The organism is Erwinia sp. JH02, from assembly GCF_013074405.1.
GTDB classification, from domain to species: Bacteria; Pseudomonadota; Gammaproteobacteria; order Enterobacterales; family Enterobacteriaceae; genus Erwinia; species Erwinia rhapontici.
This window is the reverse complement of the sequence record NZ_JABANZ010000009.1, coordinates 134,093-160,056: the sequence shown is the minus strand read 5'-3', so window position 1 is coordinate 160,056 and position 25,964 is coordinate 134,093. Positions and strand designations below refer to the sequence as shown.

Annotated in this window: 20 protein-coding genes and 1 pseudogene; 2 read left to right on the top strand and 19 right to left on the bottom strand. The window is 55.7% G+C overall.

Annotated features, from left to right (window positions below; translation table 11 throughout):
* Nucleotides 1-7: 7 nt before the first annotated feature.
* A pseudogene (locus tag HHI26_RS20205) lies at nucleotides 8-256 on the bottom strand (transposase); the annotation flags it as partial.
* A 138-nt stretch (nucleotides 257-394) separates the two neighbouring features.
* On the bottom strand, nucleotides 395-1,699 hold the full coding sequence (locus HHI26_RS20200; protein WP_171149572.1) for a site-specific integrase: 1,305 nt from the start codon (nucleotides 1,697-1,699) through the stop codon (nucleotides 395-397).
* A gap of 233 nt (nucleotides 1,700-1,932) precedes the next feature.
* On the opposite strand from HHI26_RS20200, the gene mutS reads away from it, so the two are divergent.
* The gene (mutS, locus tag HHI26_RS20195) at nucleotides 1,933-4,494 is read left to right on the top strand and encodes a DNA mismatch repair protein MutS (RefSeq protein ID WP_171149571.1); all 2,562 of its coding nucleotides are present in this window, start codon (nucleotides 1,933-1,935) and stop codon (nucleotides 4,492-4,494) included.
* 244 nt (nucleotides 4,495-4,738) lie between these two features.
* Here mutS and narI read toward each other — a convergent pair whose 3' ends face one another.
* From narI to HHI26_RS20170, 5 genes are read right to left on the bottom strand one after another with little or no spacing between them, the layout of a single operon-like run.
* Nucleotides 4,739-5,416, bottom strand: coding sequence for a respiratory nitrate reductase subunit gamma (gene narI, locus HHI26_RS20190; RefSeq protein ID WP_133846007.1), 678 nt, complete (start codon nucleotides 5,414-5,416; stop codon nucleotides 4,739-4,741).
* A 3-nt stretch (nucleotides 5,417-5,419) separates the two neighbouring features.
* Nucleotides 5,420-6,145: a nitrate reductase molybdenum cofactor assembly chaperone gene (gene narJ / locus HHI26_RS20185; protein WP_171149570.1), complete on the bottom strand. Its 726-nt coding sequence runs from the start codon at nucleotides 6,143-6,145 to the stop codon at nucleotides 5,420-5,422.
* Complete coding sequence (narH, locus tag HHI26_RS20180; protein WP_171149569.1) at nucleotides 6,142-7,689, bottom strand: nitrate reductase subunit beta; 1,548 nt, start codon at nucleotides 7,687-7,689, stop codon at nucleotides 6,142-6,144. The genes narJ and narH overlap by 4 nt, the downstream gene beginning before the upstream one ends.
* The gene (locus tag HHI26_RS20175; RefSeq protein WP_171149568.1) at nucleotides 7,686-11,447 is read right to left on the bottom strand and encodes a nitrate reductase subunit alpha; all 3,762 of its coding nucleotides are present in this window, start codon (nucleotides 11,445-11,447) and stop codon (nucleotides 7,686-7,688) included. Before HHI26_RS20175 ends, narH begins: the two co-directional genes overlap by 4 nt.
* Nucleotides 11,448-11,484: 37 nt before the next feature.
* Nucleotides 11,485-12,873, bottom strand: a complete 1,389-nt coding sequence (locus HHI26_RS20170; protein ID WP_133846011.1) for a NarK family nitrate/nitrite MFS transporter — start codon at nucleotides 12,871-12,873, stop codon at nucleotides 11,485-11,487.
* A gap of 329 nt (nucleotides 12,874-13,202) precedes the next feature.
* Between HHI26_RS20170 and narL the strand changes: the two genes are divergently transcribed.
* Nucleotides 13,203-13,874 carry a two-component system response regulator NarL gene (gene narL, locus HHI26_RS20165; protein ID WP_133846012.1) on the top strand — a complete coding sequence of 224 codons (672 nt, stop codon included), beginning with the start codon at nucleotides 13,203-13,205 and terminating at the stop codon, nucleotides 13,872-13,874.
* A gap of 92 nt (nucleotides 13,875-13,966) precedes the next feature.
* Here the strand turns inward: narL and rpoS are convergent, their stop codons facing one another.
* The 12 genes from rpoS to HHI26_RS20105 all read right to left on the bottom strand — a co-directional run bounded on the left by rpoS (nucleotide 13,967) and on the right by HHI26_RS20105 (nucleotide 25,867).
* Nucleotides 13,967-14,959 carry an RNA polymerase sigma factor RpoS gene (gene rpoS / locus HHI26_RS20160; protein WP_133846013.1) on the bottom strand — a complete coding sequence of 331 codons (993 nt, stop codon included), beginning with the start codon at nucleotides 14,957-14,959 and terminating at the stop codon, nucleotides 13,967-13,969.
* A gap of 50 nt (nucleotides 14,960-15,009) precedes the next feature.
* Nucleotides 15,010-16,128 carry a murein hydrolase activator NlpD gene (gene nlpD, locus HHI26_RS20155; RefSeq protein ID WP_133846014.1) on the bottom strand — a complete coding sequence of 373 codons (1,119 nt, stop codon included), beginning with the start codon at nucleotides 16,126-16,128 and terminating at the stop codon, nucleotides 15,010-15,012.
* A 167-nt stretch (nucleotides 16,129-16,295) separates the two neighbouring features.
* The gene (locus HHI26_RS20150) at nucleotides 16,296-16,922 is read right to left on the bottom strand and encodes a protein-L-isoaspartate(D-aspartate) O-methyltransferase (RefSeq protein ID WP_133846015.1); all 627 of its coding nucleotides are present in this window, start codon (nucleotides 16,920-16,922) and stop codon (nucleotides 16,296-16,298) included.
* A complete protein-coding gene (gene surE / locus HHI26_RS20145) occupies nucleotides 16,916-17,677 on the bottom strand; it encodes a 5'/3'-nucleotidase SurE (protein WP_133846016.1) in 762 nt (253 codons plus the stop codon). Before surE ends, HHI26_RS20150 begins: the two co-directional genes overlap by 7 nt.
* Before the next feature lie 168 nt (nucleotides 17,678-17,845).
* Nucleotides 17,846-18,934 carry an acyl-CoA desaturase gene (locus tag HHI26_RS20140; RefSeq protein ID WP_133846017.1) on the bottom strand — a complete coding sequence of 363 codons (1,089 nt, stop codon included), beginning with the start codon at nucleotides 18,932-18,934 and terminating at the stop codon, nucleotides 17,846-17,848.
* Nucleotides 18,931-20,031, bottom strand: coding sequence for an acyl-CoA desaturase (locus HHI26_RS20135; protein WP_171149567.1), 1,101 nt, complete (start codon nucleotides 20,029-20,031; stop codon nucleotides 18,931-18,933). The genes HHI26_RS20140 and HHI26_RS20135 overlap by 4 nt, the downstream gene beginning before the upstream one ends.
* Complete coding sequence (locus HHI26_RS20130) at nucleotides 20,024-21,145, bottom strand: sterol desaturase family protein (protein ID WP_159337952.1); 1,122 nt, start codon at nucleotides 21,143-21,145, stop codon at nucleotides 20,024-20,026. Before HHI26_RS20130 ends, HHI26_RS20135 begins: the two co-directional genes overlap by 8 nt.
* Nucleotides 21,142-21,753 (bottom strand): phosphatase PAP2 family protein, encoded by a 612-nt coding sequence (locus tag HHI26_RS20125; RefSeq protein WP_227534984.1) that lies wholly within the window; start codon nucleotides 21,751-21,753, stop codon nucleotides 21,142-21,144. Before HHI26_RS20125 ends, HHI26_RS20130 begins: the two co-directional genes overlap by 4 nt.
* Nucleotides 21,750-23,039 (bottom strand): F390 synthetase-related protein, encoded by a 1,290-nt coding sequence (locus tag HHI26_RS20120; RefSeq protein ID WP_167863270.1) that lies wholly within the window; start codon nucleotides 23,037-23,039, stop codon nucleotides 21,750-21,752. The genes HHI26_RS20125 and HHI26_RS20120 overlap by 4 nt, the downstream gene beginning before the upstream one ends.
* The gene (locus HHI26_RS20115; protein WP_133846021.1) at nucleotides 23,036-23,842 is read right to left on the bottom strand and encodes an MBL fold metallo-hydrolase; all 807 of its coding nucleotides are present in this window, start codon (nucleotides 23,840-23,842) and stop codon (nucleotides 23,036-23,038) included. Before HHI26_RS20115 ends, HHI26_RS20120 begins: the two co-directional genes overlap by 4 nt.
* Complete coding sequence (locus tag HHI26_RS20110; protein ID WP_171149566.1) at nucleotides 23,835-24,851, bottom strand: NAD(P)-dependent oxidoreductase; 1,017 nt, start codon at nucleotides 24,849-24,851, stop codon at nucleotides 23,835-23,837. The genes HHI26_RS20115 and HHI26_RS20110 overlap by 8 nt, the downstream gene beginning before the upstream one ends.
* Nucleotides 24,848-25,867, bottom strand: a complete 1,020-nt coding sequence (locus HHI26_RS20105; protein WP_133846023.1) for a 3-oxoacyl-[acyl-carrier-protein] synthase III C-terminal domain-containing protein — start codon at nucleotides 25,865-25,867, stop codon at nucleotides 24,848-24,850. The genes HHI26_RS20110 and HHI26_RS20105 overlap by 4 nt, the downstream gene beginning before the upstream one ends.
* Nucleotides 25,868-25,964: the final 97 nt, after the last annotated feature.

Sequence of the window (25,964 nt, the reverse complement as noted above, 5' to 3'; positions counted from 1 at the left end):
CTACAGCGGCTTTTTTTAATATGTCCCGTTCGTCGGTAACCCGCTTCAGCTCTTTCTGGAGACGGCGGATCTCGGCCTGAGCATCTGACTGTTCTTTATGAGTGGATGAGTCCGGGCCGTACTTCTTTATCCAGGCGTAATGGCTGTGGGTGGTGATATCGAGACGTATTGCAACGCTGGAAACAGAATGACCGCGATCAACAACCTGTTTGACTGCTTCAATTTTAAACTCTTCGGGATAACGCTTACCGCTCATGGGCACCTCTCTTTAAGTCATCTTAAATGACTCCGAGGTGTCTGTTAAACCCGTGGCGATTCAGAGCTGACTGTCGGAACTGATTGTACCCAGAGTAGTAACGATATCAGATTAAGTCTGAGGCAATACAACTCTGAGTTAATGGGTAATGTCGTGTTTAGCAGCAAGCAAGCTATCCAAATAATCAGCCCAAACCTGCAACCACTTCCGACACTCAGCATCATATTTATACAGATTATAAATCCCCTCAACACCACCGCGTATATGCCCCAATACGGCCTCTGCAACTTCATTCGGGCATTGCAAACGCGACAGCCCTGTTCGCACAGTACGACGCAGATCGTGCGGCGTCCAATGAAGTATATCAAGCATTTGACCGCTTTCACGTAAACGCCATGAGTTTTCAGTTAGGTACTTCTGCTGGATCGGCTTCTTCGTGGCCTGTGAAGGGAATAGGTATTTATCGGAGGTGAGGCGCAGAATTTTAAGAAAGTCGATCGCCTGATCCGATAACTGAACGTAGCGTTCAACCCCTGATTTGGTTTCCCGCAGATGAATGGTGCCCTTTTCAAGATCAACATCATCCCAGGCCATGTTGCAGACTTCACCTGTTCGGCATCCTGTCCAGAGTGTCAACCGCAGCACGTTTTTAATCGTTGGCGTATAAGCTGAGCCGGGAAGCCAGTGGAGGAATTTAGCTAATTCTTTCTCACTCAGTATTCGAGTGCCACGTTCACAGGTCAGTTTGATATTGGTCTGGCGTAAACTGGATTTAGCTAACAGTGCCGGGTTAGCAAAATTGTCATCGAAGCGCCCTAAGCCAATTGCAAATTCATAGGCAGAGGATAGTTCACGCAACAGATTTCCTGCCTGAACTTTGGCACCACGTTCAATCACTCCATTAACCAGTTTGACGATATCTTTACGGGTGATTTCTGCTGCAACGCGCGTACCTAGTTTGGCAACCGCATCATTCTCCAGAGTACGACGTACTTCCTTTTGCCCTTTCTTTTTACGCGCTCCTGGAATGATTTTTCCATCAGTACTTTTACGGTCTTCTATCCGTTCAGTCAGGTACAGCTCAACAACCCCTTCAACCGTCAGCACTGCCGCTTTCGGTTTTTGACTCTCTTCTAGTAACCGTTGCTTCTCATCTTTCAGCTCAGACGCCGGACAGCGCCCTTCACTTCTGATTAGTTTGAGTTCTTGCAACTTCATGCGGGCCATTGCGAGCGAGGTTTGTGGGAAGCTTCCAATTTTTACCTGTGACAGCTTATTGGTCACTGGGCTAGTATAGCGGTAGAAAAAGGTCTTGATACCAGAAGCTCCGCAAGTCACACGCAAGCCTCGGTTCTCACCCGTATCAGCCTTGTTTTTGTCCCCAGGCTTCATCATTTCAACCGCTTTGGATGACAAAGGTTTGCCTGCTGGTTTATCCGTCATATAAGATCCATTTTATGGCTAACCACTTGATTTATTGAGGCTGTAACCCAGCTTTTCTTTCCAAGTGTAGGTTGTGCGTTTATTGAGTGCAATTATACCATAACCTACATAACAACCTACACTTTGACCTACACTTACAAGTGGGATTTGGTGATTTTTTATGAGACAACGTGATATCTAATGAGAATAACAAAAATCACAATTTACTTTAAATTCAATGGAATAAATTAATTATGTCACTGAATGACAACGTGAATTTAGGTTCACACACCCCAATGATGCAGCAGTATCTTCGCCTCAAGGCTGACCATCCGGAGATTCTGCTGTTCTATCGTATGGGCGACTTCTACGAACTGTTCTATGACGATGCAAAACGCGCCTCTCAGCTGCTGGAAATCTCCCTGACCAAACGCGGTGCCTCGGCCGGTGAACCGATCCCGATGGCGGGCGTGCCTTATCATTCACTGGAAAACTACCTGGCGAAGCTGGTACAGCTGGGCGAATCGGTGGCGATTTGCGAACAGATCGGTGATCCGGCATTAAGCAAAGGTCCGGTTGAGCGTAAAGTGGTGCGCATTGTCACCCCTGGCACCATCAGCGACGAAGCCCTGCTGAATGAACGTCAGGACAACCTGCTCGCGGCGATCTGGCAAAGCCAGCGCGGCTTTGGTTATGCCACACTCGATATCAGCTCCGGCCGTTTCCGCCTGGCTGAACCAACCGATCTTGAAACCATGGCAGCCGAACTGCAACGTACCAACCCGGCAGAGCTGCTGTACCCGGAAGACTTCGCCGCGATGGCGTTGATTGAAAACCGTCGTGGCCTGCGCCGTCGTCCGCTGTGGGAATATGAGCTGGACACCGCGCGCCAGCAGCTGAATCTGCAGTTCGCCACCCGCGATCTCAGCGGCTTTGGCGTCGAACAGGCGTATCATGCCCTGCGCGCCGCGGGCTGCCTGTTGCAGTACGTCAAAGATACTCAGCGCACCTCGCTGCCGCATATCCGCGCGTTGACGATGGAGCGCCAGCAGGATGGCATTATTATGGATGCCGCCACCCGCCGTAATCTGGAGATCACTCAGAACCTCTCGGGGGGCATTGAGAACACCCTCGCCTCGGTGTTGGATAAAACCGTGACGCCGATGGGCAGCCGTATGCTGAAACGCTGGCTGCATATGCCGGTGCGCGATACCCAGATCATTAGCCAACGCCAGCAGAGCATCAGTGCGTTGCAGGATCGCCATGAGGGCCTGACGCCATTGCTGCGTCAGGTCGGCGATCTCGAGCGAATTCTGGCACGTCTGGCACTGCGCACGGCACGTCCACGCGACCTGGCGCGTATGCGCCACGCTTTCCAGCAATTACCTTTACTGAACCGCGAGTTGGAAAATACCGAGATTGCGCACCTGCAAACCCTGCGTGGTCAAATGGGTGAATTTACCGAACTGCGCGAGCTGCTGGAACGCGCCATTATTGAGGCACCGCCTGTGCTGGTGCGCGATGGCGGTGTGATTGCCCCCGGCTACAATGACGAACTGGACGAATGGCGTGCGCTGGCAGACGGTGCGACCGACTATCTGGATCGTCTGGAGATCCGCGAACGCGAAAAACTGGGGCTGGATACGCTGAAGGTCGGCTTTAATGGCGTTCACGGCTATTACATCCAGGTCAGTCGCGGACAGAGTCATCTGGTACCTATCCACTATGTACGCCGTCAGACGCTGAAAAATGCCGAACGCTACATTATTCCTGAGCTGAAAGAATATGAAGATAAGGTGCTGACCTCCAAAGGGAAGGCGCTGTCGCTGGAGAAAGCGTTATACGACCAGCTGCTCGATATGCTGCTGCCGCATCTGGAAGCCCTGCAGGACAGTGCGGCTGCGCTGGCCGAACTGGATGTGTTAAGTAACCTGGCAGAACGCGCCTGGACGTTGAACTACAGCTGCCCGACTCTGACTGATAAACCGGGGATTAAACTGACTGGCGGCCGTCATCCGGTGGTGGAACAGGTCCTGAAAGAGCCGTTTATCGCCAACCCACTGTCGCTCTCTCCTCAGCGTCGCATGCTGGTGGTAACCGGGCCTAACATGGGCGGTAAAAGTACCTATATGCGTCAGGCCGCGCTGATCACCCTGATGGCATACATCGGCAGCTTTGTGCCTGCAACCCAGGCCGTGATTGGCCCGGTGGACCGTATATTTACCCGCGTCGGTGCAGCCGACGATCTGGCTTCAGGCCGTTCAACCTTTATGGTCGAGATGACGGAAACCGCCAATATCCTGCATAACGCCACCGAATTCAGCCTGGTATTGATGGATGAGATTGGGCGCGGAACCTCAACCTATGATGGTCTGTCACTGGCCTGGGCCTGTGCCGAAAGTCTGGCCAGCCGCATCAAGGCGATGACGTTGTTTGCCACTCACTATTTCGAACTGACCACACTGCCGGAACAGATTGAAGGCGTGGCGAACGTGCATCTGGATGCCGTGGAACATGGCGATACCATCGCCTTTATGCACAGCGTGCAGGAGGGAGCAGCCAGTAAAAGCTACGGGCTCGCCGTCGCTGCACTGGCCGGTGTGCCAAAAGAGGTGATTAAACGTGCGCGCCAGAAGCTGAAAGAGCTGGAAGCGTTATCAGGCAGCGCGGCAGCGACGAAAGCCGACGGATCGCAGCTTCCGTTGCTGGTGGAGGAGACTTCACCGGCATTAGAAGCCCTTGAAGCGCTGGACCCGGATTCACTCTCACCGCGCCAGGCGCTGGAGTGGATCTATCGGTTGAAGTCTCTGGTGTAACACAGCCAGGGCGGGTCATGACCCGCCCCTACGCTAATATCAAAGGTATATCGTAGGAGCGGACATGGCCCGCCCCTACGCCAATATCAAAGGTATATCGTTGTAGCGGGTCATGGCCCGCCCCTACGCCAATATCAAAGGTATATCGTAGGAGCGGACATGGCCCGCCCCTACGCCAATATCAAAGGTATATCGTAGGGGCCAGGCATGCCTGGCCCTCGGATGGTGAATTGCACTGAGATCATCAGCGACGGTTACGCACCAGTTGGTAGCGGCGCGTAAGGTATTCAACTGGCGCACTCCAGATATGCACCAGACGGCAGAACGGGAACAGTAAGAACAGCGTCATTCCCAGTACCATATGCAGACGGAAAATTACCGCCACACCATCAAGATGGTGTGATGCCCCGCCCTGGAACGTCACGATACTCTGCGCCCAGCTTGTCAGCTTCAGCATCTCGCTGCCGTCCATATGCTGAGCCGAGAAGTGAATGGTGGTCAGCCCCAGCAACGCCTGCAGCACCAGCAGCGTCATAATCATAATATCAGCAGCACTACTGGTGGCACGGACCCGCGCATCGGTCAGACGGCGTTTAAGCAACAATCCCCCGCCAATCAGCGTCATCGCACCAAAAATCCCGCCCGCAATCATCGCCAGCAACTGTTTATGCGCCGCGGACAGAAAAGGCTCGTAGACCCAGTGTGGGGTCAGCAGGCCCACGAAATGCCCCAGCAGGATCCCGATAATCCCCACGTGAAACAGGTTCGATGCCAGCCTCATTCCTTTCTTACTTAACATCTGGCTGGAGCCTGCGCGCCAGCTGTATTGCCCGTAGTCGTAACGCAGCCAGCTACCCACCAGAAATACGGTCCCGGCGAGATAAGGATAAATATCAAAGAAGAACTGATTTAAAAATGCCATGATTTACTCTCCTCTCGCCGTCTGGCTTGACGCTGAAATATCGAGATACTGTGGCATCACTGCCGCAGAAGAACGCGGTTGCTGCGCAGGTTCGCAGCCACTACCGCCCGGATTCATCTGAGCGATAAACGCCACCTGCTCCTCTTCCCATACGGCATCCAGCGCAGCGGGCGTATCATCGCGCGCTTCCTGAGCCACCTGCTCCTGGAGCAATGCAGGGTTCGCACTGCTGCCAGACAGCGCCAGCAGTAGGGAAAACAGCGGCGCAAAATCACTCTGTCGCTCCCCCAGTCTTGCCGCCAGCAGCGCCAGAATCGGCGCGACATCCTGAAGGCCTCGCCGGATGCGAGCCCGATCTCCTTGCGCCAGATATTCCAGGTACAGCGGTAAAAAGTCCGGTAACTCTTTCGCATTCAGCTCCAGTCCATCAGCACGGTATTGCGCCAACAGATCCACCATTGCCTGGCCGCGATCGCGCGATTCGCCGTGCACATGTTCAAACAGCAGCGGCGATGTCGCCCGGCCACGATCAAACAGCTCGCAGTACTCTGCCTGCCTGTCCAGCAGTGGCCGGGAGGCTGATTTCTGGATCAGACTGACCAACAACTTCTGCTGCTCAGCATCCAGTTCTTCAGCCTGTGCCAGGGCGGCAAGCACCTCATCCTGGTGGTCGAGAAAGTCCTGCTGTGGGTAATCAAGCAAACGGGCAATAATACGCAGAGCGATCATGATTTGTTCTCCGCGTCATAAGGGGTTTTCTTCGATACATCGATCGCATCAATACGGCGGCTGTTAAACAGGTTAAATTTAACGTCACTGCCGTGGCAGCCATCACCAAAACTAAAACCGCAACCTTTGCTTTCCGGGAACGCCTCACGCGCCATTTCGCGATGACTGCTCGGGATGACAAAGCGGTCTTCGTAGTTGGCAATCGCCAGATAGCGATACATTTCCTGCGCCTGTGCTTCCGTCAGACCCACCTGCTCCAGCGCACGGACATCATGAACGCCGTCAACGGTTTCTGCGCGCTTGTAGTGACGCATCGCCATCAGGCGATTGAGTGCCTGCAGTACCGGTGCAGTGTCTCCGGCCGTCAGCAGATTAGCGAGGTACTGCACCGGAATACGCAGGCTCTCCACGTCCGGCAGTACACCGCTGTGCGCCAGCATTCCGGCATCCGATACCGACTGAATCGGTGACAGCGGCGGGACGTACCACACCATCGGTAACGTGCGATATTCAGGATGCAGCGGCAGCGCCAGCTTCCAGTCCATCGCCATTTTGTAGACCGGGGACTGTTGCGCCGCATCGATGACATTTTGGGGAACGCCATCTTTCAGCGCCTGAGCAATCACTGCCGGATCGTGGGGATCGAGGAACACATCCAGCTGACTTTGGTAGAGATCTTTTTCGTTCTCTACCGCAGCAGCCTGCTCAATACGGTCAGCGTCATACAGCAGCACACCGAGATAGCGAATACGGCCGACGCAGGTTTCCGAGCACACGGTCGGCTGGCCGGATTCGATACGCGGATAGCAGAAAATGCATTTTTCCGACTTGCCACTTTTCCAGTTGAAGTAGATCTTTTTGTAAGGGCAGCCGGTAATGCACATGCGCCAGCCGCGACACTTATCCTGGTCGATCAGCACGATGCCATCTTCCTCACGCTTATAGATCGCTCCACTCGGACAGGTTGCCACACAGGTCGGATTCAGACAGTGCTCACACAATCGTGGCAGATACATCATGAAGGTGTTTTCGAACTGTCCGTACATCTCCTTCTGCATGTTGTCGAAGTTTTTATCCTGTGAGCGTTTTGAAAATTCGCCGCCGAGGATCTCCTCCCAGTTCGGGCCATTTTCGATCTTCTTCATGCGTTTGCCGGTGATCAGCGATCGCGGGCGGGCAATCGGCTGATGTTTCCCGGCAGGGGCGTTGTGCAGATGCTGATAATCAAAGTCGAACGGCTCGTAGTAATCATCCAGCCCGGGGACATCGGGGTTGGCAAAGATTTTCGACAGCACGCCCACACGGTTCCCCATACGTGGCACCAGCCTGCCGTTGATCTTACGGATCCATCCCCCCTTCCATTTTTCCTGATCTTCCCAGGCATGAGGGAAGCCCACACCCGGTTTGCTTTCAACGTTATTGAACCAGGCATATTCCATACCTTCACGGCTGGTCCAGACGTTTTTACAGGTCACCGAACAGGTGTGACAGCCAATACATTTGTCGAGATTGAGCACCATCCCGACCTGAGAACGAATTTTCATTGGCCTGCCTCCTGCTGACTACCCTGGCAATCATCGTTGCCTTCACCATCTAACCAGTTAATCTGATTCATTTTTCTCACGATCACGAACTCATCCCGGTTGGAACCGACGGTGCCGTAATAGTTAAAGCTGTAAGCCAGTTGCGCATAGCCGCCAATCATATGAGTCGGTTTAGGGCACACGCGCGTGACGGAGTTATGGATACCACCGCGCTGGCTGGTGATCTCCGACCCGGGAATATTCACGATGCGTTCCTGAGCGTGATACATCATGGTCATGCCCGCCGGGACGCGCTGGCTGACAACCGCACGGGCGGTCAGTGCACCGTTGGCGTTAAATGCCTCGATCCAGTCGTTATCGACGATCCCCAGCGCCTGCGCATCCTCCTCACTCATCCAGACAATCGGCCCGCCGCGAGACAGCGTCAGCATCAACAGGTTGTCGCTGTACGTGGAGTGAATGCCCCATTTCTGGTGCGGCGTCAGGAAGTTCAGCGCTCTTTCCGGGTTACCGTTCGGCTTTTTGTTCAGCAGCGGCTGCACCGTGCGGGTATCAATCGGCGGACGATAGACCAGCAGGCTTTCACCAAAGTCACGCATCCACTGATGATCCTGATACAGCTGCTGGCGGCCACTTAGGGTACGCCACGGGATCAGTTCATGGACGTTGGTATAGCCTGCGTTATAAGAGACGTGTTCATCTTCCAGGCCTGACCAGGTCGGGCTGGAGATAATTTTGCGCGGCTGCGCCTGAATATCGCGGAAGCGGATCTTTTCATCTTCTTTATTCAGCGCCAGATGGGTGTGATCGCGTCCGGTAAACTCGCCCAGTGCCTGCCAGGCTTTTACCGCGACCTGACCATTGGTTTCCGGTGCCAGCGACAGGATGACCTCGGCAGCATCAATCGCGCTGTTGATGTTCGGACGGCCGGCTGCCGGGCCTTCTGCCTTGACGTAGTTGAGTTTTTTCAGGAAATCGACTTCCGTCTGGGTATTCCAGCTGATGCCTTTACCGCCATTGCCCAGCGTATCCAGCAGCGGGCCCAGCGAGGTAAAGCGTTCCCAGGTCGCCGGATAGTCGCGCTCGACGGTGACAATATGGGGTGCGGTTTTCCCAGGAATCAGATCGCACTCGCCGCGGTGCCAGTCCTGTACCCCCAACGGCTGCGCCAGTTCCGCAGCCGAGTCATGCTGAATCGGTTGGAGCACCACATCGGTTTCTTTACCCAGATGACCGATGCAAAGTTCAGAGAAAGTTTTGGCAATGCCTTTGTAGATCTCCCAGTCACTGCGGGATTCCCAGGCCGGATCGACCGCCGCCGACAGGGGATGAATAAACGGATGCATATCCGAAGTATTCATATCGTCTTTTTCATACCAGGTGGCGGTTGGCAGAACAATATCGGAATAGAGGCAGGTGCTGGACATACGGAAATCGAGGGTCACCACCAGATCGAGTTTTCCTGTGCCCGGATTATCCTGCCACTCAACCTCCTGCGGTTTGACAGCCCCCTGCGCACCCAGGTCGCTCCCCTGAATACCATTTTCCGTCCCCAGCAGATATTTCAGCAGGTATTCATGCCCCTTACCGGATGACCCCAGCAGGTTGGATCGCCAGACAAACAGGTTACGCGGGAAGTTCTGCTCATTATCCGGCTGTTCAGCGGCAAAGCGCAGGCTACCCTCTTTCAAACCGTCGACGGTGAAATCCAGCGGTGTTTTACCTGCAGCCTGTGCCTGCGCAGCAAGGTGCAGCGGATTGGTATTTAATTGCGGGGCGGAAGGCAGCCAGCCCATGCGTTCGGAACGCACGTTAAAGTCAATCAGGCTGCCGCCGTAGCGCGATTTATCGGCCAGCGGTGACAGCAACTCATCAGTGCGCAATGTTTCATAGCGCCACTGGCTGGAGTGGTTGTAGAAGAATGAGGTGCCGTTCATCTGGCGCGGTGGACGCTGCCAGTCAAGGCCGAAGGCCAGCGGCAACCAGCCCGTTTGCGGACGGAGCTTCTCCTGACCAACATAGTGCGCCCAACCGCCGCCGCTCTGCCCCACGCAGCCACAGAACACCAGCATATTGATCAAACCCCGGTAGTTCATGTCCATGTGATACCAGTGGTTCAGGCCGGCACCGACGATAATCATCGAACGTCCACGGGTTTTTTCGGCGGTTTCTGCAAATTCACGCGCTATACGCACAATATTCTGGCGGGATACGCCAGTGATCTGTTCTGCCCAGGCCGGGGAATATGCTTTCACTTCGTCATAGCTGGCGGCACAGTTAGCATCATCCAGCCCGCGATCTACGCCGTAGTTTGCCAGCGTCAGATCATACACGCTGGTGACAAGGGCACTCGATCCATCGGCCAGTTGCAGCCGTTTTACCGGCAGCCTGTGCAGCAGAATTTCATCCAACTGCACGCGGTTGAAATTCGGGTTATCTATTGCACCAAAGTAAGGGAAGCCGACATCGACCAGCTCGTCATACTGGCCCAGCAGGCTCAGTTGCAGCTCCACTTCCTGCTGGTTTTTACCTTCACGCTGCTCAAGGTTCCATTTGCCTTTCTCACCCCAGCGGAAACCAATTGACCCCTGCGGGGCCACCAGTTCACCGTTTTTCTGGTTAATGGCGATGGTTTTCCACTGCGGGTTATTCTCCTGCCCCAACCCGTCCACCAGATCGCTGGCGCGCAGCATACGTCCGGCTGCGTAAAAGCCGCCTTCGCGCTCCTCCAGCAGCACCAGCATCGGCATATCGCTGTACTGGCGCACATAGTTGCGAAAATACTCCACCTCACGCTGCTGGTGGAACTCGGTCAGGATCACATGACCGAACGCCAGCGCCAGCGCGCTGTCAGTACCCTGCTTCGGGCTCAACCAGTGATCGCACAGCTTGGCAATTTCGGCGTAGTCCGGGGTGATCGCAACGGTTTTGGTGCCTTTATAGCGGACTTCGGTAAAGAAGTGTGCATCCGGGGTTCGCGTCTGCGGCACGTTACTGCCCCAGGCAAGAATATACGCAGAGTTATACCAGTCAGCCGACTCGGGAACATCGGTCTGCTCACCCCACGTCATGGGTGATGCGGGTGGCAGGTCGCAGTACCAGTCATAAAAGCTCAGACAGATGCCGCCAATCAGTGAGAGATAGCGTGAACCGGCCGCATAGGACACCATCGACATCGCCGGAATAGGCGAGAACCCGATAATACGGTCAGGCCCGAACGCTTTAGCCGTATAGATATTGGCGGCGGCAATCAGTTCATTCACTTCTTGCCAGTCGGCACGAACAAAACCGCCGCGCCCACGAGCCTCTTTATAGCTTTTTGCCTGCTCCGTATTTTCCACAATCGACTGCCAGGCGAGGACCGGGTCACTGTGCTGCGCTTTTGCCGCGCGCCAAAGACTGACCAGGCGTTTGCGCACCAGCGGGTATTTCAGGCGGTTGGCGCTGTACAGATACCAGGAGTAACTGGCACCACGCGGACAACCGCGCGGCTCGTGGTTAGGCAGGTCGGGTCGGGTACGCGGGTAGTCCGTTTGCTGGGTTTCCCAGGTCACCAGACCATTTTTGACATAGATCTTCCAGCTGCACGAACCGGTGCAGTTCACACCGTGAGTAGAGCGGACGATTTTGTCATGCTGCCAGCGGCTGCGGTAACCATCCTCCCAGTCACGGTTGGTGTTCAGTGTTTGCCCGTGCTGGCCGGAGAACGGCTCACCCAACTGTTTAAAATAACGTAACCGATCAAGAAACTTGCTCATTCGACATGCTCCAAAAACACTAAAAGGATGCTCGCGTTTATTTCGTTTTTTTACGGCCGTAAACCAGCCAGGTAATCGCGATACAGATCAGATAAAACACCAGGAACACCTTCATCGCTCCGGCGGGTGAACCGCTGAGTGACAGTGACATTCCGAAAGTTTGCGGGATAAAGAACCCACCCAGTGCGCCAATTGCCGAGATAAAACCGAGTGCGGCACTGGTATCGGTAACGGCTTCGTGCTGGGCGGCTTCATCGCTTCCGCCTGCTGCCTTAACCCGATCAATGGTGATTTTGCGGAAGATGACGGCAATCATCTGGAAGGTGGAACCACTCCCCAGGCCCGCCGCGAAGAACAGCACCATAAACACGCCATAAAAGGCGATAAATGAACCTGACTGGCCTTCACCCGGAAGCGTCAGGAACAGCAGTGCGGTAAATACCGCCATCAGAATGAAGGTGAACAGCGATACGCGCACGCCACCAAGGCGATCGGAGACGATGCCACCCGCAGAGCGTGCCAGTGCCCCAATAAAGGGACCAAAGAAGGCGTAATGCATGATGACCACATCGGGGAATTGTGTTTTGGACAGCATGGCAAAACCGGCAGAGAAACCGATAAACGATCCGAACGTTGCAAGGTACAACAGCGACAGAATCCACAGATGCCCGCGTTTCAGCACGGGCAGTTGCTGGCGCAGAGAACTTTTCGCCGCAGCCAGATCGTTCATACCAAACCAGGCGGCGAACGTGGCGATGAGCAAGAACGGCACCCACATCCAGGCCGCATTTTCTAACCACAGCCCATTTTCTGCATGAGAAGACGGGCCGCTAAACCAGCTAAACAAGGCTACCGAGATAGCGATGGGCGCAAACAACTGCATCACGCTGACACCCAGGTTACCTAACCCGCCATTAATGCCCAGCGCGGCACCCTGACGGGCCTTCGGGAAGAAGAAGCTGATGTTGCCCATGCTGGAAGCGAAGTTAGCCCCGGCAAAACCGCACAGCAGAGAGATCACCACAAATACGGCAAAGGGCGTGGCTGGGTTTTGCACGGCAAAACCCAGCCAGATGCAGGGCACCAGCATTAGAGCAGTGCTGAACGCCGTCCAGCGACGGCCACCAAATACCGGGACCACAAACGAATAGGGGACTCGCAGCAGCGCACCGGAAACCGACGGCAGCGCGGTCAGCAGGAACAGTTGATCGGTAGTGAAGTTGAAACCGACTTTATTGAGATTGACTGCAACGGTGCTAAACAGCATCCAGACGCAGAAGGCGAGTAACAGGCAGAACACAGAAATCCACAAATTGCGGCTGGCAATCCGTTTACCAGTTTGTTGCCAGAAAACGACGTTCTCAGGCTGCCAGTCCTGAATAAGCGCACGATTTTCCGTCCCTGGCGATGCGTTAATTTTCGACATAATTTTCTCACTGACTGTGTATTTATCAGCCTATCCTGGGCATCTCAGGCATTGTTTAAATTGACGTGTATCAATCAGGTTGCAGGTGAGAACATGCCCATGCAGAGGGAGTATGTCGGTTAATGTGGAGGGGGTAGGATATTAAGATGAATATAATCAGTTAGTTAATATCATTATATTGTTTTATTTGCTGAACCACCAAAATACAGATATTTAGTATTACCACAAAATAGGTATGGGAATAGAAGGGCCAATCGGTGACAATCCTCCGCTGCCACTTCATCTGAAGAGATAGCATTCCGCGAATCGGCCACCAGCAGGAAGACAGGATGACAACCCAGCTTACGCAATTGCTCTCCAACAAACCCGCCAGTGTATTATTGATCGACGATCATCCGATGATCCGTAACGGGCTTAAGCAACTTATCGGTCTCGATTCACGTCTGTGCGTAGTAGGGGAAGCCAGTAACGGGGCAGATGGTGTGGCGCTGGCAGAACAGCTTGAAGCGGATTTGATCCTGCTCGATCTGAATATGCCCGGCATGAATGGTCTGGACACACTGGAACAGCTGCGGGCTATTGATGCCTGCGGTCACATTGTGGTTTTCAGCGTGTCAGATTATGAAGATGATGTGATCAATGCATTGAAACGTGGGGCTGATGGCTACCTGTTGAAAGATATGGAGCCTGAAAGCCTGTTGGAGTGCCTGCATCGGGCTGCTGCCGGGGAGCTGGTATTGAGTCATACCCTGCCCTCTTTGCTGGCCGCCAGTCTTCGCCAGCAACGCGCCCCACCACTGGCCGAAAAACCGGACTTCACCACACGCGAGCGCGATGTTCTCCGGTTAATCGCCCAGGGCATGAGTAATAAGCTGATTGCCCGCAGACTGGGGATCAGTGAAAGTACTGTGAAGGTGCATGTCAAACATCTGTTGAAAAAACTGAATATGAAATCCCGCGTCGAGGCCGCCGTCTGGGCACTTCAATGCGGAGAGGTGTGAGATAACCTGCAGGCAAAAAAAAACGGTGACCGAAGTCACCGTTTCTCACATTACTTTATTCATCAGGCGGTTGCGCAACCTGTCCCGCTTAATTATTCACGAAACAGGGCTTCAATGTTCAGCCCCTGAGCCTGCAGGATCTCACGCAGGCGGCGTAAACCTTCAACCTGAATCTGGCGTACACGCTCGCGGGTCAACCCAATTTCACGACCCACATCTTCCAGTGTTGCCGCTTCATAGCCCAACAGGCCGAAACGACGTGCCAGCACTTCACGCTGCTTGGCGTTCAGTTCGAACAACCATTTAACGATGCTTTGTTTCATATCATCGTCCTGCGTGGTGTCTTCCGGGCCGTTCTCTTTCTCATCGGCCAGGATGTCCAGCAGCGCTTTTTCAGAATCACCGCCCAGAGGCGTATCAACTGAGGTAATGCGTTCGTTGAGACGCAGCATCCGGCTGACATCATCAACAGGTTTATCTAACTTCTCGGCAATCTCTTCCGCACTGGGCTCATGGTCGAGCTTATGGGAAAGTTCACGCGCGGTACGCAGATAAACATTCAATTCTTTCACGATATGAATCGGCAGGCGGATAGTACGGGTTTGATTCATTATCGCCCGTTCAATCGTCTGACGAATCCACCATGTGGCATACGTTGAGAAGCGGAAGCCTCTTTCCGGGTCAAACTTCTCTACGGCGCGGATCAGACCGAGGTTACCTTCTTCAATCAAGTCCAGCAGTGCCAGACCACGATTGCTGTAGCGACGGGCGATCTTCACCACCAGACGCAGGTTACTTTCGATCATGCGACGACGAGAAGGAATGTCACCACGGAGTGCACGACGAGCGAAGAACACTTCTTCCTCTGCCGTAAGCAACGGAGAATAACCAATCTCTCCTAAGTAGAGCTGCGTTGCATCCAGTACGCGCTGGGTTGCGCCCTGTGATAACAGCTCTTCTTCTGCTAAGTCGTTATCACCAGGTTCATTTCCGACAAGTGCCTTCTCGTCAAAAACCTCAGCTCCGTTTTCGTCGAATTCCGCGTCTTCATTTAACTCGTTAACTTTCAGCGTATTCTGGCTCATAAGCGGCTCCTACCCGTGATCTCAGGGCAGAACACCAAGGTTCTGCCGGATTAACGTTGCGGTAAATAGCGCAACGGATTTACGGATTTCCCCTTGTAACGAATTTCAAAGTGCAATCTAACCGAACTCGTGCCGGTACTACCCATTGTGGCGATCTTCTGACCCGCTTTCACTTCTTGTTGTTCACGGACCAGCATGGAATCGTTGTGGGCATACGCACTCAGGTAGTCATCATTATGTTTGATGATAATCAAATTACCGTAGCCACGCAGAGCGTTACCGGCATAAACCACACGGCCAGAGGCGGTGGAGATGACGGACTGACCGCGCGAACCCGCGATATCGATGCCTTTATTGCCCCCTTCGGAAGCAGAGAAGTTATCGATTATCTTACCGTCTGTCGGCCAACGCCAGCTTCCCACAGGGGTAGCGCTGTCTGTTGTACTACTGACGGTCGGGGCGGTAACCGGAACTGTTGTCGTTGCAGCAGTTTTCCCGGACGAAGGCAACATTTTGCCTTCACTTGGTGTACCTGAATCCTCAGAATACGTAATTACCGGTTGGTGTGCAACCGTTCCGGTGTTCATTTGTGAACCGGAAGAGGCCGTGGTCACGCCACCCGCATTCGCATCTGCTGCCGTGACTGCGTTGCCCCCAGTGATTGGGGTACCAGAGCCGTTAGCTACCTGTAATTGCTGGCCAACGTTGAGCCCATAAGGCGCGGCAACGTTATTGCGCTGGGCAAGATCACGGAAATCGTTACCGGTAATCCAGGCAATATAGAACAGCGTATCACCCCGTTTTACGGTGTAGGTATCGCCGCCATAACTACCTTTAGGAATATTCCCATAACTACGGTTGTACACAATTCGACCGTTTTCGGTAACCACATTCTGATTCTGGCTCGCGCTGGCAGAAGAGGAGGAAATCATTCCCCCACCCGACGCCGGAGGGCGAGCCGGGCGGATAAACCCGCCGTTGCTGCCACCGGAGCTGCTGTTCATGCCCGGGTTGCCAGAATTGCTGCTCATCATGCCGGAGTCATTTCCGCCAACAGAGCTGATGGGGGCCTGCGCGTTATCGCTGCTGGTACAACCTGCCAGCCAAAATCCTACCAATGAAACGGCCGCAAGACGGCGTAACTTAAATACTGGGCTTCCCGTGCTCATTCAATCCCCCATTACGGCAATGCTTTGACGAAAAAAATATAAACAACATAACAGCTGCACGACCGACGGCATTAAGCCCGCATGCGCAAATTTAGTCAGATACTAGCAATATCAATGACTGCGTGCCATGAAACAGTTGTATAGAAATATCCTGGTTGTTGCGGATATCAGGCAAGATCACCTTTTACCAGTGGGACAAAACGGACGGCCTCCACGGTATCGATGATAAATTCGTCACCTTTACGGCGAATGCGCTGCAAAACCTGCTGCTCTTCCCCCACAGGCAACACCATGATACCGCCCTCATCAAGCTGCGACATCAATGCTTCAGGAATTTCGGGCGGTGCTGCCGTGACAATAATTGCATCAAACGGCCCACGCGACGGCCAGCCAAGCCAGCCATCACCATGACGGGTAGAGACATTATGCAGATCCAGCTGCTTCAGGCGGCGCTTGGCCTGCCACTGCAAACCTTTAATCCGCTCGACGGAGAAAACATGTTCCACCAGATTGGCCAGAATGGCGGTCTGATAACCGGAGCCCGTGCCGATTTCCAGCACGCGTGACTCCGGCGTCAGGGCCAGCAGGGACGTCATTTTTGCGACCATGTAAGGCTGGGAAATCGTCTGCCCTGACCCTATCGGCAACGCTGTATTTTCCCAGGCTTTATGTTCAAAAGCCTCATCAACAAAGCGTTCACGCGGCACATCTTCAATGGCTTTCAGCAGCCGTTCATCATCAATACCCTGTTGCCGCAATTGTGCCAACAGTGTATCTATCCGCCCACTCACCATTCGCGATTGACCTCAACATTGGCTAACCAGGAAGAGACGACCTCCTGCGCGGCATGAGCAGTCAGGTCAACATGCAGTGCGGTCACCGAGACATAACCCTCATCAACAGCGGCAAAATCCGTGTCCGGGCCGGCATCAAGCTTTTCACCCGGCGGCCCAATCCAGTACATCGTATTACCGCGCGGGTCCTGCTGGGGGATGGCCTGATCGCTGGGATGGCGGCTGCCACAACGGGTGACGCGAATCCCTTTGATTTGATCGAGCGGCAAATCTGGCACATTAATATTCAAAATACGCCCGGTGCGCAGTGGCTCGCGCAGTAACGCTTTCAGGATTGAACAGGTGACGGCAGCGGCGGTGTCGTAATGCACATGCCCGTCAAGGGAGACCGCCAGCGCAGGCAGGCCCAGATGACGTCCTTCCATCGCAGCGGCTACCGTGCCTGAATAAATCACATCATCGCCCAGATTGGGGCCCGCATTAATTCCTGACACCACGATATCCGGCTTAGGACGCATCAGGGTATTCACCCCGAGGTAGACGCAGTCAGTCGGCGTGCCCATCTGCACCGCAATATCCCCGTTAGGATAGTTAAAGGTACGCAGAGGGGTTTCCAGCGTCAGCGAGTTCGACGCTCCACTACGATTACGATCGGGCGCGACAACCTGCACCTCAGCAAACTCACGCAGCGCTTTTGCCAGCGTCTGTATGCCTGGCGCATGGATACCGTCATCGTTACTCAGTAAAATGCGCATTGAGACCTAACCTGTTGATAAATTTTGTTCACCCTCCCCCGAAAACTGACTCGTGTTCCCGGGGCGTCGGATGCGGCTGAAAACATTTTAGCTGGATGCGCCAGGGAGTGGTAGGTGTAAATATCTGGTAAATAAAGGATGCCAGTGAGCCATCGCAGGGCGGGCCGATCAGCTTTCGGCCTTGTCTTCCCCCAGTTCCTGTAAAAAACGTTGCTGCGAACTCATCAGTTGAGTGAGCGTCAGGCACTGATAATCATAACCATAACGTGCGGCGATCTGCGCAATGATCCCCGCCAGCATCGGGTAGTGACGATGGTTCCAGTGGGGGAACAGATGATGCGTTAAGTGCAGATTCATTCCGCCCAGCCAGTAACCCAGCCAGTGCGGCCGCGTCGTCCAGTCGCAGGTTGTCGCAAACAGGTGACTGTAGCGGCTGTGGGGCAATTTCCCCTGTTCGGTGGGCTGGTAGCTGTTTCCTTTCGCCCAGTGAGTACCGATAATCAGCATGACAAAAACCAGCGATGCCAGCATCTGACAGGAAAGATAAACCAGCACGATTGTGCCGATGCCTAATGAAGGCGGCAACAGCCATAAGGGCAGCGCCAGCACCAGTAAAAAATGGCCCACTTTTACCAGTAAAAAAGCCGCCCAGCCTTTAATACCCTGCAAGCGCATTTTCGCCCCTACGCGTGTCTGCCCGGCGCGATCCAGCCAGTCAAACAGCCAGATATAATAGGGAAACGTCAGAGCAGCCACCAGCGGCCAGTAATAGCGCTGATAGCGCATTAGCGGGCGCAGGCGCTGAAAACGCGACTGGCGAAGAATGCCATTCTCTTCCATATCCGGGTCATACCCGATGACATTATTTCCGGTGTGATGCATCAGCACATGGCGCACACGCCAGCACTCCGGGTCCAGCCCCAGCGGAATGGTAGCCAGCACATTCAGCCAGCGATTGGCCGATTTTGACCTGAAAAAAGCCTGATGCGAGGCATCATGTACCACGTTGATCGTCAGCAGCATGGCAAAGAAACTGACCCCGGCCTGGCAAGCCGCCCAGCCCGTCCAGTGAGTCTGCTGCAGGCCAAGCCAGCCGCAACCGGCAGCCAGTAAGGCCAGCAGCACCGCTTTGGCGATCATCGCCCCGTTGGCAAAACGGTGGTCGCCGTGCTGATCGAGCCACGCCTGAGTGGCTCGCGTCAACTCGCGGTGAAATTGCAGATTTTCACGGGAAAAACGCAGCGGTGGCGGGTTCATGCAACCTCCTCCGGCTGTCCCATCCGGCGTAAAAATGTCTGCTGACGCCGCAGCAGTTCGCAATAACTGATACAGCGGTAATTCATGCCGTGTTCGCTGGCAAGCCGGGCAAGTCTCTCCGCCAGTGCCGGATAATGCCGGTGATGCCATCCGGGAAACAGATGGTGCGTCAGGTGCATATTTAGCCCGCCAGTGAAATGCCCGATCCAGGCAGGCGAAGGCAGCCAGTCGCAGGCGGTGGCGAAGTTATGGCGATACCAGCCTTGCGGCAGCTTCCCGTCAGGCCCGACCTCGAAAAACTCCGCCTCAGCCCAGTGGGTGCCCAGCAACAGGAATACCACCAGCAAAGAAGCTACCATCTGGCTACACAGCCAGGCACCCAGCACCACGGACATCGCGATGCCATTCTGTTCTGCAGCCCACAGCGGTACAGCGAGAACCAGCAGCAGATGCAGCACCTTACAGCCGCAAAACAGTAGCCAGCCGCGGACACCCGGCATCACGTGCCTTCCCGCCAGCGGCGTTTTTCCGCAGCGGTCGGCCCAGTCAAACACCCAGGCCAGATACGGCAGCGACAGTGCGGCCACCAGTGGCCAGTAAAGATGCTGCCAGCGCATCCATGGTCGCCAACGCTGATACGGGGTTTGCCGGAAGAAACCGTTCTCTTCGGTATCGAGATCGTAATGTTCGATATTGGCGTAAACATGATGAAAATGGACATGGCGCACGCGCCAGTAATCCGGGTCCAGCCCCAGCGGCAACGTCACCAGGCGGCTGATAAGACGATTAACACGCGGCGAACGGCTGAAGACACCGTGGCTGGCATCATGGTTAACCACAATATTAAGCAGCATTGCCATCAGCATAAACAGGAGATAGCAGAGAACAAATCCACCGCTGCTGGACTGAAGCAGGCTCAGCCCATAGCAGGAGACACAAAGTATCAGTAACACCCCTGCTTTCAGCCAGTCGCCGCGCCCGGCGAAACGATGATCTTTGGATGCGGAAAGATACTGATGCGCTGCACGCTGCAACGCCTGGTGGAAAGCCTGTTCGCCATCCGGAGGATAACGCAGCGGTGGCAGTGAATTAGCCATTTTCGGCCTCCGGGATCAGCACCTGACGCCCCCACCCCGCCGCCAGCGCGATGCTGTGCACCATCACCAGCAGTGCACCGGCCAGCCAGATCTCAACCGACTCGCGGCACAGGATAAACCACGCCGGATACGCCAGCCCCACCACCAGCCACAGCAGCGGGCTCCAGCGCCGTCCTTCCGACAACCCACCTAATGCCACCGCCCCGAGCGCCAGTAAAACAAACAGCGCCACCTGCTCCCGGCCGATATTTTGATAGCCGTAGCCATATATCCAGACATAACTCGCCACCAGCACAAATAACAGCAGCATACCGCTGGTCAGTGCGCGGGCGCGGCAATGAAACGTTGCCGCGCTTTTCGCCGGAGAAAATGGCAGTTTAAGCAGCCGGAAAAATGGCCGGTTACTGGCCCAGAACGGGTTACGGGATGAGCGCTCCCCACCGGTGCCGAAGCGATACTCTGTTTCTGGCAGGCGGGCAAACGTCCCAAACATTTTGTCCCAGAAAATAAAGCTGCCGCCAAAGTTCTTATCGGAATAAGCGCGATCGCAAACGTGATGGACACGGTGATGATTCGGCGTCACCAGAATATATTCCAGCCAGCCCAGCTTCGGCGTCAGCGCGTTGTGGTTAAACAACTGCACGCTATAGTGGAAAATCGATACGGTGATAAACACCGACAGCGGCACACCGGCTATCGCCAGCAGCAGGAAAAAGGGAATCGAGGTCAGTGAAGAGTACCAGGAGTTACGCACCCCCAGCGACAGATTAAAGTGCTCGCCCTGGTGATGGACGACGTGCACGGCCCACAGCAGACTGAAACGATGATGCAGGCGGTGCAGCCAGTAAAAGGCAAAATCCCAGGCCAGCAGCGCAAACAGCCACAGTCCCCAGGTCGGCAGCACATCCAGCCAGTGCTGGCTGAAGTGCAGCGCCACATAGCCGTAACAGGTCACCTCAAGGCCACGAAACAGCCACAGCATGATATGGCCGGAGTTGAGGTTAAACACCACATCATGCCAGTTGACCCGCTGCTTATCCTGACGGTTCAGCACCAGCGCCTCGGCCATCACCAGCAAGACCATCGCCACAATCGGCACGACCAGATCACTCATTGCCGCTCTCTCCATGAATAAGGAAACGTCTGTGCTGCCCGCAGGCAGATCCAGCCGCAGACCAGCGCCACCAGCGCACCGCTGACCAGGTCAATAAACAGGTGGCGGCGCAGTTGCAGAATCGATACCGCGATCAGCGCCCCCCACAATAACAATAGCCCGCTGCGCCAGCGTTGTTCAGGCTGATACAGCGCCCAGACCGCCAACAGCGACAGCGCCATATGCAGCGAGGGCAAACAGTTCTGTGTTGAGTCGGCGGCCACCAGCTGCGCCAGCAGATGCGAACTCAGCCCCTGACCGTGATCGATGGGATAGACCAGCGTGGTGGGCCACAGCAAATACACCGCACCGCATACCAGCGCGGTGAGGATCATTGAGCCCGTTAACCAGCGCAGTTTCTCCGGACGGCAGAACAGATAACCCGCGGGGATCAGCAGGAAAAAAGAGAGGTAGAGCCAGATGCCATCGGCACTGAACGGAATCATCCGGTCAACGAAACCGGGGTGCATCACCGTGCCGGGCCCCTGCCAGCGATCGCTGAACGTGTAGATCACGCCGACACTGCCCCAGCCCAACAGCATTGCCACTAAGCGACGTAACAGATTCATACGCCCTCTCCTTTTTGGCGAATAATACGCCGCCGCTTGCGGTCAAACTGCGGCATCAGCGGCTGTACACTGAGCTGCCAGCACAGTCTCTCCGTGGCGATCCCCTGCTGTGCGAACAGCGCAATCAGCGCCTGCTGGCAGGCGACCAGCGACGCTTCATCCGCATCGCTAATCAGCTGCACATCATGCATCCCCGTCTGCACCAGCCGGTAATCACTGGTCAGCGGCAGGGAACGGGCAATCGCGCGGCTGCACACATCGGCAAAGACGGCCTGCACGTCACCCTTCATATCAGGTAGCAGAAGCTGGTCATCGCGACGTCCTTCTATAGCCTCCAACACCCGGGTCGGCTGCCCGCAAGGGCAAGGTTCATTTGCGGCGACCAGCACATCGTCCAGCCGGTAGCGAATCACGGGCTGAGTGCGGCGACTGAAATCCGTAATCACCGGCGTAAAGCGCCGCTCATCAATCCACTCCGGCTCCACATGGATAAATTCTTCATTAAGATGCAGGCGCCCATGAGAACAGCTGGCCGCGAGAAACCCCTCGGTGGCCTGATAGACCTCGGCCACATCGCCGAACACCGTTTCTAGCAGCTGGCGATCCTGCGGTTCCAGCACTTCCGCTACAGAGATCACCCGGCTGACGCTCAGTTTAAGTTGCCCACCCTGCACGGCCAGTGCCAGCGCCCGCAAGACCTGCGCTGGCGCCACAATAATCGTCGGCGCAAACGCTGGCAGCGTACGCAAATGCTCACTGAACGGTGCGAACAGATCAAAGAACGCCAGGCTCAGCCAGCGGGTATTCACGCTGTGATAGAGATGATTATCGGCACGCAGAAACAGCGCCACACGTTCACCGGAGAGCAGCCCGCGTGGCAGCATCTTCGCCAGCATACCGCCTGCCCAGATGCGCTGCTCCCGTGGACTCACCACAAACACGCCGCGCCGCCCGGATGTGCCGGACGATAAGCCCACGCTGAAGCGCCCGACTTTCGGCGCAAAATCGCGGTCTTGTTCACTTTTCAGGGCACACTGGAGCAGCGTATCGACCTGCAGCCCGGCGGTATTCATCTGATCAAAATGGGTCATCATCTGCGCTTTGTCACTCAGCGGCCATGACGACAACGGCAGATGACAGAACGGGGCATAGAACGGACTTTTCGCCATCACCTGACGGGCAAAACGTTGCAACTGCCTGGCCTGCCACCGCTCAAGCGCGGCGCGATCGCGAAACCGCAGCCGCCGCGCACGGAAGTAGTGCCACAGCATACGTACCGGGATCATAAATCCCCCTCGTGACACAGCAGAATACGCACTTTGCCGCCACGCCAGAGCTGGTGCAGCTGGGTGAGCGTGCGGTAATAGGCGGCGCTGTCATCCATAATCAGACTGGCCAGCCGTGAGGGGCCGCGCAATTTCTGGTAGTTATCCGGGCACCAGGCGGCATCGCTGGCCAGCAGCGTCCAGCCATCATCCTGCAGGATAAACGCGCCAAGATGCCCGGCAGCATGGCCCGGCAGCGCGACCAGCACAATTTCGCCGTTGCTGTCCGGCAGTTGCCAGCCGCGCTCAAAAGGATGAAGTTCAGCGGGAAGATCGACAACGTCGAAGCGCTCAACAAAATGCAGGCGTGACTCAAAATCGGCCGGGATCAGTCCCGGCACAAAAGCATTTTTCAGCGCGCGCACACCTTTCAGGCTGCGGGTTTTCTGCCAGCCCTCCCCGGAGGCGATCATTGGAACGCCCGGAAAATCGTGCAGACCGGCAATATGGTCGCCGTGGAAATGGGAAATAATCAGCCCCTGGATATCATCAGGTTGATATCCGGCCTGGCCGAGCTGCGCCACCAGCGCCTGCTCTGGCGAGAAATAGACCGGGGTCAGCTGTGCATAGAGACGGAAAATGCCTTGACGGGTGTGATCAATAAAGTGGCTGGCGTAGCCGGTATCCCATATCCAGCGACGGTTATTGGCCTCCAGCAACCAGGCTCGGGCAGGAAACTGGCAGACGCGCAGCCCGGCACCGCGCAGTGCCATGCAGCCACGGTGAGTGCAGTAACCCGCTTCGAACGTCGTCAGTTTAGCCACGCTGACCCACTCCCTGCTGCCGCCACCATGCCCCGGTCAGCGCAATCGCCTCATCCATAGAATAATGCGGGCGATAACCCAGTTCATCGATGACACGCTGCTGGCTGAGGGTCATATCCAGGCTCACCGCGCCGACGCTGTAGCGGGTCAGTAACGGCTCACGCCGCGTCAGTAACGCCGCCCCCTCCATCAATGCCGCCACACCGTAAAGCAGGCTGGCAGGCAGTGAGCGGATCGCGCAGTTCAACCCAAGCTGCTGGTTAAGCAACGGGCGCAACACCTCCGCCAGCGTTACCGGCTGCTGATTGGTCACGTTATACACCGCGCCAGAAGCCAGGTCGGGTACATCGGTCGCCAGCCACATTGCCTGCACCACGTTGAGTACAAAGGTCAGATCGAGCAGCGTATTCCCGCCGTTGGGCAGCCGCAGCACGCCATTATCACGCTGAATCTGTGCCAGCAGGCGCGGCACAATCACCCGATCGTGTGGACCAAACAGCGCACGCGGACGCAGCATGACAAAGGTGGTGGCAGGGTGCTGTGCCACCCGCTGCAACAGCACCTGCTCGGCGGCATATTTGCTGGCAGCATAGTGATTGGCAAAACGCCGGGCGCGGAAGGTTTCATCAATATCGTGATGAGGGGAATAATCGAAATAGATTGAGGGCGTGGAGATATGAATAAAACGCCGAACGCCCCGCTGCCCGGCGGCAGCCGTCAGACGCTCAGTGGCCGTAACATTGGCCTGCCAGAAATCGTCACGCGGCCCCCAGGGCGAGGACTTGGCAGCGCAGTGCCACACGGCCTCAGCCTCGCCGACCAGGTCAGCGCAATCGGCAGCCGAAGCCCGGGCCAGATCCAGGGCGGTAAACTGCGCCCCGCACTGCCGCAGTATCTCTCCCACCGCATCATCACGCCCGGTTGCCAGCACCTGATGCCCGGCCGCCAGCAGCCACTCAACGGCGTTGCGCCCCAGACCACTGGTGGCTCCGGTGACCAGAACCTTCACGGCAGCAGCACCATGCCACCCAGGGTTAACCCGGCGGCGGTACCAATCAGCATCACCGGGCCTTTTTGGAAACGATCGGTGACCATCGCTTCATGCAGCGCGCTGGGAATCGATGCCGCCACCTGGTTTCCGCGATAACGGTAAATATCCACCAGCGCATCACTGCTGACGTTCAGCCGTTTACGCATATGTTCCAGCGACAGGTGGCTGGCCTGATGCGGCACCACCGTGGCGATCTGTGCCAGAGTCAATCCGGCCATCGCCAGCAGGCGCGCCAGATAATCTTCGATCAGCCCCGAGGCCTGACGGAACAGTTTTTTGCCCTGCATATGGAACAGAAAATCGCTGTCGCGCATGCCCGCACGCGGGTTGCAGCGCGTGCCTCCGGCACGGATCTCACAGAGTTCACTGCCATCCGGCCAGCTCTCCATCAGGCAGGAGAGAATGCCGCTTTGCCCGTCACCGCGTTCCACGATGGCGCAGGCCGCGCCGTCGCCGAAGATCAGCGATGACTCTTCATGCTCCCAGTCAATACCGCGTGACGCCAGCTCAGTCGACACAATAGCAATGCGCCGATAGGCACCGCAGTTCACTAATCCCCCCGCCACCTGCAACGCCGAAATAAAGCTGACGCAGCTGCTGTTAATATCAAACACCGCGGTGCCCGGCGTCAGAGGCGACAGCTTGAGCACCTGTATGGCACTGCATGGCAATGCCTGGACGGCGATGGCCGAGGCGAAGATGAGCAAATCAATGGAAGCCGGGTCGATATGTTGTGCACTTAGTGCAGCGGCCAGCGCATCGGCGCCCAGTTGCGCCTGACTGGCCTGGTGATCGGCATGAAAGCGATGAGCGATACCCGAGCGTTTTTCAACATAGCCGGGTTTCATACCCAGACGTTCGTCGAGCATCGCTGAGGTGACGCAGCCGGGAGGCAGGGCCACACCGCTGGCAATAATCTTCAAAGGCACGAAAGCCGTTGTGCTATCCGGCACTGGCAGATGGGGTTGGTTCATCCGTATTCCCATTAACAAAATTGTTAAATTATTGCGCATTGTAACGGAAGTACGGGTTCTCGCAAAATCGCCAGAAAAGAAGAAGATAGCGGGGAGA

What these genes read in the sequence shown, in the direction of transcription:
- HHI26_RS20140 (WP_133846017.1), bottom strand. Translation starts at nt 18,934, where the DNA reads ATGAACCCGCCACCGCTGCGTTTTTCCCGTGAAAATCTGCAATTTCAC.
- narH (WP_171149569.1), bottom strand. Translation starts at nt 7,689, where the DNA reads ATGAAAATTCGTTCTCAGGTCGGGATGGTGCTCAATCTCGACAAATGT.
- HHI26_RS20170 (WP_133846011.1), bottom strand. Translation starts at nt 12,873, where the DNA reads ATGTCGAAAATTAACGCATCGCCAGGGACGGAAAATCGTGCGCTTATT.
- narI (WP_133846007.1), bottom strand. Translation starts at nt 5,416, where the DNA reads ATGGCATTTTTAAATCAGTTCTTCTTTGATATTTATCCTTATCTCGCC.
- mutS (WP_171149571.1), top strand. Translation starts at nt 1,933, where the DNA reads ATGTCACTGAATGACAACGTGAATTTAGGTTCACACACCCCAATGATG.
- HHI26_RS20120 (WP_167863270.1), bottom strand. Translation starts at nt 23,039, where the DNA reads ATGATCCCGGTACGTATGCTGTGGCACTACTTCCGTGCGCGGCGGCTG.
- HHI26_RS20175 (WP_171149568.1), bottom strand. Translation starts at nt 11,447, where the DNA reads ATGAGCAAGTTTCTTGATCGGTTACGTTATTTTAAACAGTTGGGTGAG.
- HHI26_RS20105 (WP_133846023.1), bottom strand. Translation starts at nt 25,867, where the DNA reads ATGAACCAACCCCATCTGCCAGTGCCGGATAGCACAACGGCTTTCGTG.
- rpoS (WP_133846013.1), bottom strand. Translation starts at nt 14,959, where the DNA reads ATGAGCCAGAATACGCTGAAAGTTAACGAGTTAAATGAAGACGCGGAA.
- narJ (WP_171149570.1), bottom strand. Translation starts at nt 6,145, where the DNA reads ATGATCGCTCTGCGTATTATTGCCCGTTTGCTTGATTACCCACAGCAG.
- nlpD (WP_133846014.1), bottom strand. Translation starts at nt 16,128, where the DNA reads ATGAGCACGGGAAGCCCAGTATTTAAGTTACGCCGTCTTGCGGCCGTT.
- HHI26_RS20130 (WP_159337952.1), bottom strand. Translation starts at nt 21,145, where the DNA reads ATGAGTGATCTGGTCGTGCCGATTGTGGCGATGGTCTTGCTGGTGATG.
- narL (WP_133846012.1), top strand. Translation starts at nt 13,203, where the DNA reads ATGACAACCCAGCTTACGCAATTGCTCTCCAACAAACCCGCCAGTGTA.
- HHI26_RS20150 (WP_133846015.1), bottom strand. Translation starts at nt 16,922, where the DNA reads ATGGTGAGTGGGCGGATAGATACACTGTTGGCACAATTGCGGCAACAG.
- surE (WP_133846016.1), bottom strand. Translation starts at nt 17,677, where the DNA reads ATGCGCATTTTACTGAGTAACGATGACGGTATCCATGCGCCAGGCATA.
- HHI26_RS20135 (WP_171149567.1), bottom strand. Translation starts at nt 20,031, where the DNA reads ATGGCTAATTCACTGCCACCGCTGCGTTATCCTCCGGATGGCGAACAG.
- HHI26_RS20200 (WP_171149572.1), bottom strand. Translation starts at nt 1,699, where the DNA reads ATGACGGATAAACCAGCAGGCAAACCTTTGTCATCCAAAGCGGTTGAA.
- HHI26_RS20125 (WP_227534984.1), bottom strand. Translation starts at nt 21,753, where the DNA reads ATGAATCTGTTACGTCGCTTAGTGGCAATGCTGTTGGGCTGGGGCAGT.